Source organism: Bacillus sp. FSL K6-1560, from assembly GCF_038592935.1.
GTDB lineage: Bacteria > Bacillota > Bacilli > Bacillales > Bacillaceae > Bacillus > Bacillus subtilis.
In genome coordinates this window covers 2,447,166-2,461,259 of record NZ_CP151946.1, presented here as the reverse complement: position 1 = coordinate 2,461,259, position 14,094 = coordinate 2,447,166, and the positions used below count along the sequence as shown (strand labels likewise).

The 14,094-nt window shown below is 43.0% G+C and carries 13 protein-coding genes; all 13 read left to right on the top strand.

What is annotated here, in order from left to right; genetic code table 11:
* The first annotated feature begins 66 nt into the window (after positions 1 to 66).
* The 13 genes from rodZ to cotE all read left to right on the top strand — a co-directional run bounded on the left by rodZ (position 67) and on the right by cotE (position 13,970).
* Entirely contained in the window at positions 67 to 933 is an 867-nt protein-coding gene (gene rodZ, locus NYE22_RS13210; RefSeq protein ID WP_014476837.1) for a cell shape determination protein RodZ, read from the top strand.
* Between the two features lie 49 nt (positions 934 to 982).
* Complete coding sequence (gene pgsA, locus NYE22_RS13205) at positions 983 to 1,564, top strand: CDP-diacylglycerol--glycerol-3-phosphate 3-phosphatidyltransferase (protein WP_003244753.1); 582 nt, start codon at positions 983 to 985, stop codon at positions 1,562 to 1,564.
* Positions 1,565 to 1,581: 17 nt separating this feature from the next.
* Positions 1,582 to 2,832 (top strand): competence/damage-inducible protein A, encoded by a 1,251-nt coding sequence (locus NYE22_RS13200; protein ID WP_003231847.1) that lies wholly within the window; start codon positions 1,582 to 1,584, stop codon positions 2,830 to 2,832.
* A 172-nt stretch (positions 2,833 to 3,004) separates the two neighbouring features.
* On the top strand, positions 3,005 to 4,051 hold the full coding sequence (gene recA / locus NYE22_RS13195; protein ID WP_003245789.1) for a recombinase RecA: 1,047 nt from the start codon (positions 3,005 to 3,007) through the stop codon (positions 4,049 to 4,051).
* 167 nt (positions 4,052 to 4,218) lie between these two features.
* Positions 4,219 to 5,394 (top strand): serine hydrolase domain-containing protein, encoded by a 1,176-nt coding sequence (locus NYE22_RS13190; protein ID WP_015715899.1) that lies wholly within the window; start codon positions 4,219 to 4,221, stop codon positions 5,392 to 5,394.
* Positions 5,395 to 5,669: 275 nt separating this feature from the next.
* Entirely contained in the window at positions 5,670 to 7,232 is a 1,563-nt protein-coding gene (rny, locus tag NYE22_RS13185; RefSeq protein WP_003221010.1) for a ribonuclease Y, read from the top strand.
* 68 nt (positions 7,233 to 7,300) lie between these two features.
* The gene (ymdB, locus tag NYE22_RS13180; RefSeq protein WP_003245138.1) at positions 7,301 to 8,095 is read left to right on the top strand and encodes a 2',3'-cyclic-nucleotide 2'-phosphodiesterase; all 795 of its coding nucleotides are present in this window, start codon (positions 7,301 to 7,303) and stop codon (positions 8,093 to 8,095) included.
* A gap of 199 nt (positions 8,096 to 8,294) precedes the next feature.
* Positions 8,295 to 8,555, top strand: a complete 261-nt coding sequence (spoVS, locus tag NYE22_RS13175; protein ID WP_003154135.1) for a stage V sporulation protein SpoVS — start codon at positions 8,295 to 8,297, stop codon at positions 8,553 to 8,555.
* 264 nt (positions 8,556 to 8,819) lie between these two features.
* Positions 8,820 to 9,863: an L-threonine 3-dehydrogenase gene (gene tdh / locus NYE22_RS13170; RefSeq protein ID WP_014664024.1), complete on the top strand. Its 1,044-nt coding sequence runs from the start codon at positions 8,820 to 8,822 to the stop codon at positions 9,861 to 9,863.
* Positions 9,864 to 9,875: 12 nt separating this feature from the next.
* Positions 9,876 to 11,054, top strand: a complete 1,179-nt coding sequence (locus tag NYE22_RS13165; protein WP_038828267.1) for a glycine C-acetyltransferase — start codon at positions 9,876 to 9,878, stop codon at positions 11,052 to 11,054.
* 147 nt (positions 11,055 to 11,201) lie between these two features.
* Positions 11,202 to 12,731, top strand: a complete 1,530-nt coding sequence (miaB, locus tag NYE22_RS13160; RefSeq protein ID WP_014664026.1) for a tRNA (N6-isopentenyl adenosine(37)-C2)-methylthiotransferase MiaB — start codon at positions 11,202 to 11,204, stop codon at positions 12,729 to 12,731.
* A 1-nt stretch (position 12,732) separates the two neighbouring features.
* Positions 12,733 to 13,164, top strand: a complete 432-nt coding sequence (gene ricA, locus NYE22_RS13155) for a regulatory iron-sulfur-containing complex subunit RicA (RefSeq protein ID WP_003231834.1) — start codon at positions 12,733 to 12,735, stop codon at positions 13,162 to 13,164.
* 260 nt (positions 13,165 to 13,424) lie between these two features.
* Positions 13,425 to 13,970 carry an outer spore coat protein CotE gene (cotE, locus tag NYE22_RS13150; protein WP_003231833.1) on the top strand — a complete coding sequence of 182 codons (546 nt, stop codon included), beginning with the start codon at positions 13,425 to 13,427 and terminating at the stop codon, positions 13,968 to 13,970.
* The last annotated feature ends 124 nt before the right edge of the window (positions 13,971 to 14,094 follow it).

The following is a 14,094-nucleotide window of genomic DNA, read 5'->3' as shown; positions in this document are numbered from 1 at the left end:
AATTGGAAGGTGTTTGTTGTGACTGAACTAGGAATCCGGCTCAAAGAAGCCAGAGAGGAAAAAGCAATGTCATTGGATGATCTCCAAGCGGCAACAAAGATTCAAAAAAGGTATTTAACCGCCTTGGAGGAAGGAAACTATGACATTATTCCGGGGAAGTTTTATGTTCGGGCATTCATCAAGCAATATGCAGAAGCCGTTGGGCTTGATGCGGATCAGCTGTTTGAGGAGCATAAAAAAGATATCCCTAATACGTATCATGACGATGTGTCTGAAAAGATCTCCGGCATGAATCTTCAAAAGGAAATGCCAAAGCCAGCATCTAAGGCGCTGGAGCTGCTGCCAACGATACTTGTTATTCTCGGCGTGATTGTCGTGATTGCCATTGTGTACGCGATCATTCAGTTTGCCAATCACAAAAACAGTGATGATCACAATGCGGCATCAGAAAAAGCAATTACGCAAAGTGAGAGCAAGTACGAAATCCCTAAAGATTCAACGCTGAAAGAGAATCAAAATAACAGCTCTGAAAAAGAGACAGACACTAAAAAAGAAACGAAAGAAAACGAAGATAAGAAAAAAGAAAATGACAGTGATAAGCTGGAGATTAAAGCTGCTGGCACTGAAGGATCGTTAACGACTTATGAAGTGTCCGGCGCTGATAAAATCGAGCTGGAACTGAAGGCATCAGACAGCTCCTGGATTCGAGTGCGCGATGAAAACAGCAGCTCTTTAAAAGAAGGAACGCTGAAAAAAGACGAGACCTATAAAAAAGACATAACTGATCAGAAACAAGTTGATATCCGCACCGGATATGCACCTAATCTGAAAATAAAAATCAACGGTAAGGTTCTTTCATATGAACTTGATCCGAAAAAAGTGATGGCACAAACTATAAAGATTGTAAATAAAAAGGAAGAAAAGTCATCTTAATTACCAGATGACTTTTCTTCACGTCCGAGTATGAAATTGGAGGGGCTTTATGTTTAACTTACCAAATAAAATCACACTAGCTAGAATCGCATTAATCCCAATCTTCATGATTATCATGCTGGCGCCGTTTGACTGGGGCAGGCTCGAAGTTGGAGACGAATCGATCCCGGTCGCACATTTGGCGGGGGCCATTCTATTTATTATTGCATCTACAACAGACTGGGTGGACGGGTATTATGCCCGAAAATTGAATCTCGTAACAAACTTCGGGAAATTTCTTGATCCGCTTGCGGACAAACTGCTGGTATCCGCAGCGTTAATTATCCTTGTTCAATTTGATCTCGCTCCAGCTTGGATGGTCATTGTGATTATCAGCAGGGAGTTTGCCGTGACAGGTTTAAGGCTTGTCTTAGCCGGAACAGGAGAAGTCGTAGCTGCTAACATGCTTGGTAAAATCAAAACCTGGGCACAGATTATTGCGGTATCCGCATTGCTTCTTCATAATCTTCCATTTGAACTTGTGTCATTCCCGTTTGCAGACTTGGCACTGTGGGTAGCCGTCTTCTTTACTGTCGTCTCAGGATGGGAATATTTCTCTAAAAACTGGGAAGCGTTAAAAACATCTAACTAAGAAAGAAGGACTTCGTCATGGAATTTCCAAAAAAAGCAGAAATAATTGCAGTCGGTTCAGAGCTGCTGCTTGGCCAAATCGCCAATACAAATGCTCAATTTATCAGCAAACAGCTCGCTGAAATCGGGGTCAACGTATTTTATCATACAGCGGTCGGAGATAACCCGGAGCGGCTGAAGCAGGTCATCCGCATTGCTGAAGAACGCTCTGACTTCATTATTTTTTCAGGAGGGCTTGGACCCACAAAAGATGATCTGACGAAAGAAACGATTGCAAATACGCTGGGACGTCCGCTTGTGTTAAATGATGAGGCATTCCAATCCATTGAGGACTATTTCAAACGAACAAAACGCACGATGTCACCTAATAACCGAAAACAGGCGCTTGTGATCGAAGGTTCTGACGTGCTGGCGAATCACTTTGGAATGGCCCCGGGAATGCTCACAGAGCATGAATCGCGCTATTATATGCTTCTTCCTGGACCGCCGAGTGAATTGCGTCCAATGTTTGAAAACGAGGCAAAGCCTCTTCTGCTGAAAAAGATGGGTTCAAATGAAAAAATTGTGTCAACCGTTCTTCGCTTTTTCGGTATCGGTGAATCTCAGCTTGAAGCCGATTTGGAAGATATTATTGATGCGCAAACCAATCCGACAATTGCGCCTTTGGCGGCTGATGGAGAGGTGACGCTGCGTCTGACAGCCAAACACGCCGATGAAAAGGAAACAGAGCGTCTGTTAAAAGAAACAGAGGCCGTTATCTTAGAGCGTGTCGGTGAATTTTTCTATGGTTACGATGATACTTCTCTTGTAAAAGAGCTATCTATAGCGTGCAAGGAAAAAGGCATTACAATTTCTGCGGCAGAAAGTTTTACCGGAGGGCTGTTTTCTGAATGGCTGACGGATCATAGCGGTGCCTCAAAATTATTTGCCGGGGGCGTTGTTTGCTATACAAACGACGTGAAGCAGAATGTGCTTGGTGTCAAGAAGGAAACATTAGATCGTTTTGGGGCGGTCAGCAAGGAGTGTGCATCCGAACTGGCTAAGGGTGTTCAAAAACTCACTGGCAGCGATATCGGCATTAGCTTTACTGGTGTAGCAGGACCTGATGCTCAAGAAGGGCATGAGCCTGGGCATGTGTTTATCGGCATTTCCGCAAATGGTAAAGAAGAGGTTCACGAGTTTCACTTTGCTGGCTCCAGAACGGGAATCAGAAAACGCGGCGCTAAATACGGCTGCCATTTAATCTTAAAGCTTTTAGAGCAAAAATAATATTTTCAGCACATTATCCTCCTAAGAAAACATGATTTCTCTGATACATTATGATATTTTGATAGGAATCACGCCAAGAAAAAATCCGAATATGCGTTCGCTTTTTTCTTGGCAAATCCCTTCAAACAGGGTATAGTATATGTAGTGGTAACATAAAGGAGGAAAAAATAGAATGAGTGATCGTCAGGCAGCCTTAGATATGGCTCTTAAACAAATAGAAAAACAGTTCGGCAAAGGTTCCATTATGAAACTGGGAGAAAAGACAGATACAAGAATTTCTACTGTACCAAGCGGCTCCCTCGCTCTTGATACAGCACTGGGAATTGGCGGATATCCTCGCGGACGGATTATTGAAGTATACGGTCCTGAAAGCTCAGGTAAAACAACTGTGGCGCTTCATGCGATTGCTGAAGTTCAGCAGCAGGGCGGACAAGCCGCGTTTATCGATGCGGAGCATGCGTTAGATCCGGTATACGCGCAAAAGCTCGGTGTTAACATCGAGGAGCTTTTACTGTCTCAGCCTGACACAGGCGAGCAGGCGCTTGAAATTGCGGAAGCATTGGTTCGAAGCGGGGCAGTTGACATTGTCGTTGTCGACTCTGTAGCCGCTCTCGTTCCGAAAGCGGAAATTGAAGGCGACATGGGAGATTCTCATGTCGGTTTACAAGCACGCTTAATGTCTCAAGCGCTTCGTAAGCTTTCAGGGGCCATTAACAAATCGAAGACAATCGCGATTTTCATTAACCAAATTCGTGAAAAAGTCGGCGTTATGTTCGGGAACCCGGAAACAACTCCTGGCGGCCGTGCGTTGAAATTCTATTCTTCTGTGCGTCTTGAAGTGCGCCGTGCTGAACAGCTGAAACAAGGCAACGACGTAATGGGGAACAAAACGAAAATCAAAGTCGTGAAAAACAAGGTGGCTCCGCCGTTCCGTACAGCCGAGGTTGACATTATGTACGGAGAAGGCATTTCAAAAGAAGGCGAAATCATTGATCTAGGAACTGAACTTGATATCGTGCAAAAAAGCGGTTCATGGTACTCTTATGAAGAAGAGCGTCTTGGCCAAGGCCGTGAAAATGCAAAACAATTCCTGAAAGAAAATAAAGATATCATGCTGATGATCCAGGAGCAAATTCGCGAACATTACGGCTTGGATAATAACGGAGTAGTGCAGCAGCAAGCTGAAGAGACACAAGAAGAACTCGAATTTGAAGAATAAAAATAAAATAAGTTTCAAATGATACAAAAGGCTGAGTGAAAAACTCAGCTTTTTTGTATTTTGCAAAAAAATGATAAAAATATTGCTTTTTTTGACAACTTTTTTATGGCTTTATTCGTCTAACAAAACGTGTGCAAAATGGAATTTATTTTGGGAGGAAAAAATGAATGACAAGCCCAACCCGCAGAAGAACTGCGAAACGCAGACGGAGAAAACTAAATAAAAGAGGAAAACTGTTGCTTGGTCTTTTAGCAGTGATGGTTTGCATTACGATTTGGAATGCTCTTCATCGAAATAGTGAAGAAAACGAACCATCTCAAGAAACTGCAGCGGTTTCAAATACCGATCAGAAAAAAGAGGTCAAAAAGAAAACTGCCAAAAAATCAGAGGAACAAATCAAAACAGTGGATCGAAATCAAAAAATCAGCAATTATTTAGAAGAGATCGGTTTCAGCGGAACAGCCATGATTGTCAGAAATGGAGAAATCGTAACAAATAAAGGTTTTGGCTATGCTGACCGTAAACACTACATTCAAAATAATCCATTGACATCTTTTTATGTCGGTTCATCACAAAAAGCGCTGATTGCAACTGCTATTTTGCAGCTTGAGGAAAAGGGGAAACTTCAGACAAGTGATCCGGTAAGTACGTATTTACCTCATTTTCCTAACGGACAAACGATTACTTTGAAGAATCTGCTTACACATACATCGGGGATAAACGGACATATTGAAGGAAACGGCGCCATTACGCCGGACGATTTAATAAAAGACATAGAACTGCAGGGAATCAAACGTCAGCCGGGCGTATGGGACTACAAGGATTCCAACTATTCTGTTCTCGCTTATATTATTGCTGAAGTAAGCGGTGAGCCCTATGAACAGTACATAAAGAATCATATTTTTAAACCTGCGGGAATGACGCATGCAGGCTTTTACAAAACATATGAAAAAGAACCTTATCCTGCTGTCGGGTATAAGATGGAGGGCAGCAAAACAGTTACACCGTATATACCTGATCTATCCCAGCTGTATGGAGCCGGTGATATTTATATGAGCGCTATAGATATGTACAAATTTGACCAAGCGCTGATAGACGGAAAACTGTATTCGCAAAATAGCTATGAAAAGATGTTTACGCCAGGGAGCAGCTCTACATACGGCATGGGATTTTATGTTGCTCCCGGAAGCTATTCAAACCATGGTGTGATGCCGGGCTTCAATATCTTGAACAGCTTTAGCAAATCGGGGCAAACCATTGTTATTTTGTTCTCAAACATTCAAAATAATGCTAAATTGGGCCAAGTGAACAATAAAATATACCAGCTTCTAAATCAAGAATGATTGGTGATCTTCTTTTGGATGAATTACATTCGGCACGTGAAAAGACGACTGGCCTGCAAACGTTAAGATGGCAAGCTTGACAAGTATTTCCGACACATTTACAATGAAGTTGTAACATTTGTTTTTTTAACATGATTGTTAAACCATTTAAACTTGACAAGGGCGATGAACACACTCATTCCCTGTGAAGGTTCTGTATGTTGAGAAAACTAGACAATGTACATGCCGACACTTTTTAAGCAACAACCAAGTTCATAGCAAGAGGAGGTGAAAGTATGACCCCAATTATGATGGTTCTCATCTCCATTTTGCTGATTCTACTCGGTTTAGTTGTTGGCTACTTTGTTCGTAAAACCATTGCCGAAGCGAAAATTGCGGGCGCACGCGGTGCAGCCGAGCAAATTCTTGAAGATGCAAAGCGTGATGCTGAAGCACTGAAAAAAGAAGCTCTGCTTGAAGCAAAGGATGAAATCCACAAACTTCGAATAGATGCTGAACAGGAAGTTCGTGAAAGACGAAATGAGCTTCAAAAACAAGAAAACCGTTTACTCCAAAAGGAGGAAAACCTTGATCGCAAACATGAGGGAATTGATAAACGGGAAGCGATGTTGGAGAAGAAAGATCATTCTCTGAATGAACGACAACAACATATTGAAGAGATGGAAAGCAAAGTGGATGAGATGATTCGTATGCAGCAGTCAGAGTTGGAACGAATTTCGAGTCTGACTCGTGATGAAGCAAAACAAATCATTCTTGAGCGGGTTGAAAACGAGCTTTCACATGACATCGCCATCATGACAAAAGAAACTGAAAACCGTGCGAAAGAAGAGGCGGATAAGAAAGCGAAAAACATTCTTTCACTCGCCTTACAGCGCTGCGCAGCGGACCACGTTGCCGAAACAACGGTATCAGTTGTCAATCTTCCAAATGATGAGATGAAAGGACGTATCATCGGACGGGAAGGGCGTAACATTCGTACGCTTGAAACGCTGACAGGAATTGACCTGATTATTGATGATACGCCTGAAGCTGTCATTCTTTCCGGATTTGATCCGATCAGACGTGAGACAGCCAGAATTGCTCTTGATAAACTCGTTCAGGATGGCCGTATTCATCCGGCACGGATTGAAGAAATGGTTGAAAAATCTCGCCGCGAGGTCGATGACTATATTCGTGAGATGGGTGAGCAAACGACATTTGAGGTTGGCGTTCACGGCCTCCACCCAGATCTCATCAAGATCCTCGGCCGCTTAAAGTTCCGTACAAGCTACGGTCAAAATGTGCTTAAGCATTCCATGGAAGTCGCATTCTTGGCCGGTCTAATGGCATCGGAGCTTGGTGAAGACGCAAAGCTTGCTAAACGTGCGGGTCTTCTTCACGACATCGGGAAAGCAATTGACCATGAAGTAGAAGGAAGCCACGTTGAAATCGGGGTAGAGCTTGCGACCAAATATAAAGAGCACCCAGTCGTGATTAACAGTATTGCATCACACCACGGGGATGAGGAGCCGACTTCCATTATCGCTGTGCTGGTAGCTGCAGCAGATGCGCTTTCCGCTGCAAGACCTGGCGCAAGAAGTGAGACGCTCGAGAATTATATTCGAAGACTTGAAAAACTCGAAGAAATTTCTGAGTCCTACGAAGGTGTTGAAAAATCATTTGCCATTCAGGCTGGACGCGAAGTGCGTATTATGGTGAAGCCGGATTCAATTAATGATCTTGAGGCTCATCGACTGGCGCGAGATATCCGCAAGCGAATTGAGGACGAGCTCGATTATCCAGGTCATATTAAGGTGACAGTAATCAGAGAGACTCGAGCCGTAGAGTATGCAAAATAAAGTGATGCGCTAAGCATCACTTTATTTTTTTGACGACAAGGAATTTTCAAGAAGAAAGGATTTACAAAATGAGAATTTTATTTATCGGAGATGTTGTCGGTTCACCGGGCCGTGACATGGTCAAAGAATATGTACCAAAGCTAAAAACAAAATATAAGCCTCACTTTACTATTATTAATGGTGAAAACGCCGCACATGGAAAAGGCCTGACGGAAAAAATTTATCACAGCCTAATCCAGTCCGGCGCAGATGCAATCACAATGGGGAACCACACATGGGACAAAAAAGAAATATTTGATTTTATAGATGACGTTCCGAACTTGGTTCGCCCGGCAAACTTTCCTGAAGGAACACCGGGGAAAGGGATCACATATGTGAAAGCAAACGGCAAAGAACTAGCAGTCATTAATTTGCAGGGACGTACGTTTTTGCCGCCGCTTGATGACCCGTTTTTAAAAGCGGACGAATTGATCGCAGAAGCTGCGAAAAGAACACCGTACATTTTTATCGACTTTCATGCCGAAGCGACAAGTGAAAAGCTCGCACTTGGCTGGTACACGGATGGGAGGGCGTCGGCTGTAGTAGGAACTCATACACACGTGCAAACAGCGGATAACCGCATTTTGCCGAAGGGAACGGCATATATTACTGATGTGGGAATGACTGGCCCGTATGACGGTATACTGGGGATGGACAGAGAGACGATTATTAAGCGATTCAAAACGAACCTTCCAGTCCGGTTTACTGTCGCTGAAGGAAAAACAACGCTCAGCGGAGTTGTCATTGACATTGACGATCAAACGAAAAAAGCCGTGAAAATTGAGCGTATTTTAATCAACGATGATCACATGTTCTTTGAATAGTTGAACATATGGTTATTTTATAAAAATATTAAAAAGAAAAGCAGGAATATAGCAACTCCTTAGTGAATATAGTAAAAATGGAAGGTAGCCCGCTATTTTTGAAAAGCATTGTGGGGATGGCTTTTTGGATAGCAACATCTAATAATGATTGTTCTAATGAACACTCACTTATCCATTGTAAAACTAAGGGGGAGCAGAAATGGAAATCTTAAAAGTTTCAGCAAAATCGAGTCCAAATTCAGTGGCAGGTGCGCTTGCAGGCGTGTTGAGAGAGCGAGGAGCCGCCGAGATTCAAGCGATCGGAGCGGGTGCATTAAACCAGGCTGTAAAAGCTGTGGCGATTGCCAGGGGATTTGTGGCGCCTAGCGGCGTTGATTTGATTTGTATTCCGGCTTTTACAGATATTCAAATCGATGGGGAAGAAAGAACAGCGATTAAATTAATCGTGGAGCCTCGCTAAAAACAAATAAAGCATTCTCAACCTGTTTGCGTAATGCAAACAGGTTGTTTTTCATTTATTGTGATATTTTCTCCCGATAGTATTTTTAGCACATAAATGAGCGAATATACAAAATCAAAAATGAGCTAAAACGTTTCAAAAAAAATTCCGCCCATTTTTCAAGACAGATACTTTTGTCCTTCTGGAGAAGACAGTGCTGTTTACGCTTATTCCATATCATGGTACAATCCGAATATAACAAGAATTTTTCAAGGAGGATTGTACATGCAGAGTGGAAAGATGAAAGCTCTAATGAAAAAGGACGGGGCGTTCGGTGCTGTGCTGACTGAAGTTCCCATTCCTGAGATTGATAAACATGAAGTCCTCATAAAAGTGAAAGCCGCTTCCATATGCGGCACGGATGTCCACATTTATAATTGGGATCAATGGGCACGTCAGAGAATCAAAACACCCTATGTTTTCGGCCATGAGTTCAGCGGCATCGTAGAGGACGTGGGAGAGAATGTCAGCAGTGTAAAAGTGGGAGAGTATGTGTCTGCGGAAACACACATTGTCTGTGGTGAATGTGTCCCTTGCCTAACAGGAAAATCTCATGTGTGTACCAATACTGCTATAATCGGAGTGGACACGGCAGGCTGTTTTGCGGAGTATGTAAAAGTTCCAGCTGATAACATTTGGAGAAATCCCGCTGATATGGACCCGTCGATTGCTTCCATTCAAGAGCCTTTAGGAAATGCAGTTCATACCGTACTCGAGAGCCAGCCTGCAGGAGGAACGACTGCAGTCATTGGATGCGGACCGATTGGTCTTATGGCTGTTGCGGTTGCAAAAGCAGCAGGAGCTTCTCAGGTGATAGCGATTGATAAGAATGAATACAGGCTGAGGCTTGCAAAACAAATGGGAGCGACTTGTACTGTTTCTATTGAAAAAGAAGACCCGCTCAAAATTGTAAGCGCTTTAACGAGTGGGGAAGGAGCAGATCTTGTTTGTGAGATGTCGGGTCATCCCTCAGCGATTGCCCAAGGTCTTGCGATGGCTGCGAATGGCGGAAGATTTCATATTCTCAGCTTGCCGGAACATCCGGTGACAATTGATTTGACGAATAAAGTGGTATTTAAAGGGCTTACCATCCAAGGAATCACAGGAAGAAAAATGTTTTCAACATGGCGCCAGGTGTCTCAGTTGATCAGTTCAAACGTGATCGATCTTGCACCTGTTATTACCCATCAGTTTCCGTTAGAGGAGTTTGAAAAAGGTTTCGAACTGATGAGAAGCGGGCAGTGCGGAAAAGTAATTTTAATTCCATAAAGGGGGATAAACATGACGAAGGAATTTGAGTTTTTAAAAGCAGAGCTTGATAGTATGAAAGAAAACCATACATGGCAAGACATAAAACAGCTTGAATCTATGCAGGGCCCATTTGTCACAGTGAATCACCAAAAAGTCATTCAGCTATCTTCTAATAATTACCTCGGATTCACTTCACATCCTAGACTCATCAACGCCGCACAGGAGGCCGTTCAGCAGTATGGAGCCGGCACCGGATCAGTGAGAACGATTGCCGGTACATTTACAATGCATCAAGAGCTTGAGAAAAAGCTGGCAGCCTTTAAAAAAACGGAGGCGGCACTTGTATTCCAATCAGGCTTCACAACAAACCAAGGCGTACTTTCAAGTATTCTATCAAAAGAGGATATTGTCATCTCAGATGAATTGAACCATGCCTCTATTATTGACGGAATTCGACTGACAAAGGCGGATAAAAAGGTGTATCAGCACGTCAATATGAGTGATTTAGAGCGGGTGCTGAGAAAGTCAATGAATTATCGGATGCGTCTGATTGTGACAGACGGCGTATTTTCCATGGATGGCAACATAGCTCCTCTGCCTGATATTGTAGAGCTCGCTGAGAAATATGACGCATTTGTGATGGTGGATGACGCCCATGCATCCGGAGTACTTGGCGAAAACGGCAGGGGAACGGTGAATCACTTCGGTCTTGACGGCAGAGTTCATATTCAGGTCGGAACATTAAGCAAGGCAATCGGAGTGCTCGGCGGCTACGCTGCAGGTTCAAAGGTGCTGATCGATTATTTGCGCCATAAAGGCCGTCCATTTTTATTCAGCACATCTCATCCGCCGGCTGTCACTGCAGCTTGTATGGAAGCGATTGATGTCTTGCTTGAAGAGCCGGAGCATATGGAGCGCTTGTGGGAGAATACTGCCTATTTTAAAGCAATGCTTGTGAAAATGGGTTTGACTCTCACAGAGAGTCAAACGCCGATTCTTCCTATTTTAATAGGTGATGAAGGTGTGGCAAAGCAATTTTCAGATCAGCTCCTTTCCCACGGTGTTTTTGCCCAAAGTATCGTTTTCCCGACTGTAGCAAAGGGAAAAGCCAGAATTCGCACGATTATAACAGCAGAGCACACCAAAGATGAACTGGATCAGGCGCTTGATGTCATCGAAAAGACGGCAAAGGAGCTCCAGCTATTGTAACAAGAGGAAGAGTTTACTCTTCCTCTTTTGATTCCTTATTGATTATTATTCTCAATGAGTGTACAATGATAGGTTGCCAGTTGTGCAGAGCTTCAATAACCTTTATACTGAAGGGTGGAAGTTTGGTTTGAAAGGAGAAAATATGACATGAATGAAAAACAAAAATTAGAGAGCGGACAAGTTAATCCATCGGACAAAAAATCCGAGAAGGATTACAGCAAGTACTTTGAAGCTGTTTACATTCCGCCTTCTTTAAAAGACGCGAAAAAACGAGGCAAGGAAGCCGTTACTTATCATAATGACTTTAAAATTTCTGAACAATTTAAAGGATTGGGAGACGGAAGAAAGTTCTATATCCGTACGTACGGCTGCCAAATGAATGAACACGATACAGAGGTTATGGCAGGGATCTTTATGGCGCTCGGTTACGAAGCGACAAACTCTGTTGACGATGCCAATGTCATTTTGTTAAATACATGTGCAATCCGTGAAAATGCTGAAAACAAGGTGTTTGGTGAGCTCGGGCACTTAAAAGCACTGAAAAAAAACAATCCCGATCTGATTTTAGGCGTGTGCGGCTGTATGTCCCAAGAGGAATCAGTCGTGAACCGTATTTTGAAAAAACATCCGTTTGTCGATATGATTTTCGGAACGCATAACATTCATCGCCTGCCGGAGCTTTTGTCAGAAGCATACCTTTCAAAAGAAATGGTTGTAGAAGTTTGGTCTAAGGAAGGGGACGTTATTGAAAACCTTCCGAAAGTCCGAAATGGAAAAATTAAGGGCTGGGTCAATATCATGTACGGCTGTGACAAATTCTGTACGTATTGCATTGTGCCTTACACACGCGGAAAAGAAAGAAGCCGCCGCCCTGAGGATATCATTCAGGAAGTGAGAAGGCTCGCAAGTGAAGGCTATAAGGAAATTACTCTGTTAGGCCAAAACGTAAACGCGTATGGAAAAGACTTTGAAGATATGACGTACGGACTTGGTGATTTGATGGATGAACTGAGAAAAATCGATATCCCGAGAATCCGTTTTACAACGAGTCATCCGCGCGACTTTGACGACCGCCTCATTGAAGTGCTGGCAAAAGGCGGAAATCTGCTTGATCACATTCATCTTCCGGTTCAATCAGGAAGCTCAGAAGTTCTGAAGCTGATGGCCCGCAAATATGACAGAGAGCGTTACATGGAGCTGGTGCGAAAAATTAAAGAAGCAATGCCAAACGCTTCATTGACAACGGACATTATCGTCGGATTTCCAAATGAAACGGACGAACAGTTTGAAGAAACGCTTTCTCTATACCGTGAAGTGGAGTTTGACAGCGCCTATACGTTCATTTACTCTCCGCGTGAGGGCACTCCGGCTGCTAAGATGAAAGATAATGTACCGATGCGTGTGAAAAAAGAACGCCTGCAGCGTCTGAACGCGCTGGTGAATGAAATTTCTGCTAAAAAAATGAAGGAATACGAAGGCAAGGTTGTCGAAGTATTAGTTGAGGGTGAAAGCAAAAATAACCCTGATATTCTTGCCGGCTATACGGAAAAAAGCAAGCTTGTCAATTTCAAAGGGCCGAAGGAAGCCATCGGCAAAATCGTCCGCGTGAAAATCCAGCAAGCGAAAACATGGTCGCTTGACGGAGAAATGGTAGGAGAAGCAATCGAGGTGAAATAAGATGACGCTCTACTCAAAAAAAGACATTGTGCAGCAGGCACGAAACCTTGCAAAAATGATCTCTGAAACAGAAGAGGTTGATTTTTTCAAACGGGCTGAAGCGCAAATCAATGAGAATGACAAAGTGTCCACAATTGTTAATCAGATTAAAGCCCTGCAAAAGCAGGCTGTCAATCTGAAGCATTATGAAAAGCATGAAGCGCTCAAACAAGTAGAAGCAAAAATTGACGCGCTGCAAGAAGAGCTTGAAGAGATTCCTGTTATCCAGGAATTCAGAGACTCGCAGATGGAAGTAAATGACCTACTGCAGCTCGTTGCACACACCATTTCTAACCAAGTCACAAATGAAATCATCACATCAACCGGAGGCGACCTGCTGAAAGGGGAAACCGGTTCAAAGGTGAAGCATTCAAATAACAGCTGTTCTCTCTAAACACGGTGCCTAAACAGGCCCGTGTTTTTTTATCATTTGTGCGGTTAAAATGAACTAAATAATCTATGTACCAAATGTTCAATTGGTTTTTCTGTGCTCAGCCGCGTATAAACTTTATCGCACTTATAAGTAAAGTTTCTAGGCACCCCTGCATACAATGGAACAGAAACTTTGTATTTTTATATTTTATTTATAAAAATGCACACTAGACAAATGCCCAGCATAAGATAACACGAAGAAGAACAAGGAGGCATGCCGGAATGTCTGAATACAGGGAAATTATTACGAAGGCAGTAGTAGCGAAAGGCCGAAAATTCACCCAATGCACCAACACCATCTCGCCTGAGAAAAAACCGAGCAGCATTTTGGGTGGTTGGATTATTAACCACAAGTATGACGCTGAAAAAATTGGAAAAACGGTAGAGATTGAAGGGTATTATGATATAAACGTATGGTACTCTTACGCGGACAACACAAAGACAGAGGTTGTCACAGAACGGGTAAAATACGTAGATGTCATTAAACTCAGATACAGAGACAATAATTACTTAGATGATGAGCATGAAGTGATTGCCAAAGTGCTTCAGCAGCCAAACTGCCTTGAAGTGACCATTTCGCCGAATGGAAATAAAATCGTTGTGCAGGCAGAAAGAGAATTTTTGGCGGAAGTGGTAGGGGAAACAAAGGTAGTTGTTGAGGTCAATCCTGACTGGGAAGAGGATGACGAGGAAGATTGGGAAGATGAGCTTGATGAAGAGCTTGAAGACATCAACCCGGAGTTTTTAGTGGGAGATCCTGAAGAATAAAAAAGGGACTAGGGGAGACAGTACCCCCAAGTCTCTTTTTTATATTGATATATCATTCTTTTATCACTTTTTGTTTATGTTATAATGAAGGTTGGAAAATAGAAACGTTGATACATAGTGAGGG

Bases quoted from the DNA above. Each gene is read 5' to 3' on its own strand.
- pgsA (WP_003244753.1), top strand. From the start codon at position 983: ATGTTTAACTTACCAAATAAAATCACACTAGCTAGAATCGCATTAATC.
- NYE22_RS13200 (WP_003231847.1), top strand. From the start codon at position 1,582: ATGGAATTTCCAAAAAAAGCAGAAATAATTGCAGTCGGTTCAGAGCTG.
- NYE22_RS13165 (WP_038828267.1), top strand. From the start codon at position 9,876: ATGACGAAGGAATTTGAGTTTTTAAAAGCAGAGCTTGATAGTATGAAA.
- cotE (WP_003231833.1), top strand. From the start codon at position 13,425: ATGTCTGAATACAGGGAAATTATTACGAAGGCAGTAGTAGCGAAAGGC.
- spoVS (WP_003154135.1), top strand. From the start codon at position 8,295: ATGGAAATCTTAAAAGTTTCAGCAAAATCGAGTCCAAATTCAGTGGCA.
- rny (WP_003221010.1), top strand. From the start codon at position 5,670: ATGACCCCAATTATGATGGTTCTCATCTCCATTTTGCTGATTCTACTC.
- tdh (WP_014664024.1), top strand. From the start codon at position 8,820: ATGCAGAGTGGAAAGATGAAAGCTCTAATGAAAAAGGACGGGGCGTTC.
- ricA (WP_003231834.1), top strand. From the start codon at position 12,733: ATGACGCTCTACTCAAAAAAAGACATTGTGCAGCAGGCACGAAACCTT.
- miaB (WP_014664026.1), top strand. From the start codon at position 11,202: ATGAATGAAAAACAAAAATTAGAGAGCGGACAAGTTAATCCATCGGAC.
- ymdB (WP_003245138.1), top strand. From the start codon at position 7,301: ATGAGAATTTTATTTATCGGAGATGTTGTCGGTTCACCGGGCCGTGAC.
- NYE22_RS13190 (WP_015715899.1), top strand. From the start codon at position 4,219: ATGACAAGCCCAACCCGCAGAAGAACTGCGAAACGCAGACGGAGAAAA.
- rodZ (WP_014476837.1), top strand. From the start codon at position 67: ATGTCATTGGATGATCTCCAAGCGGCAACAAAGATTCAAAAAAGGTAT.
- recA (WP_003245789.1), top strand. From the start codon at position 3,005: ATGAGTGATCGTCAGGCAGCCTTAGATATGGCTCTTAAACAAATAGAA.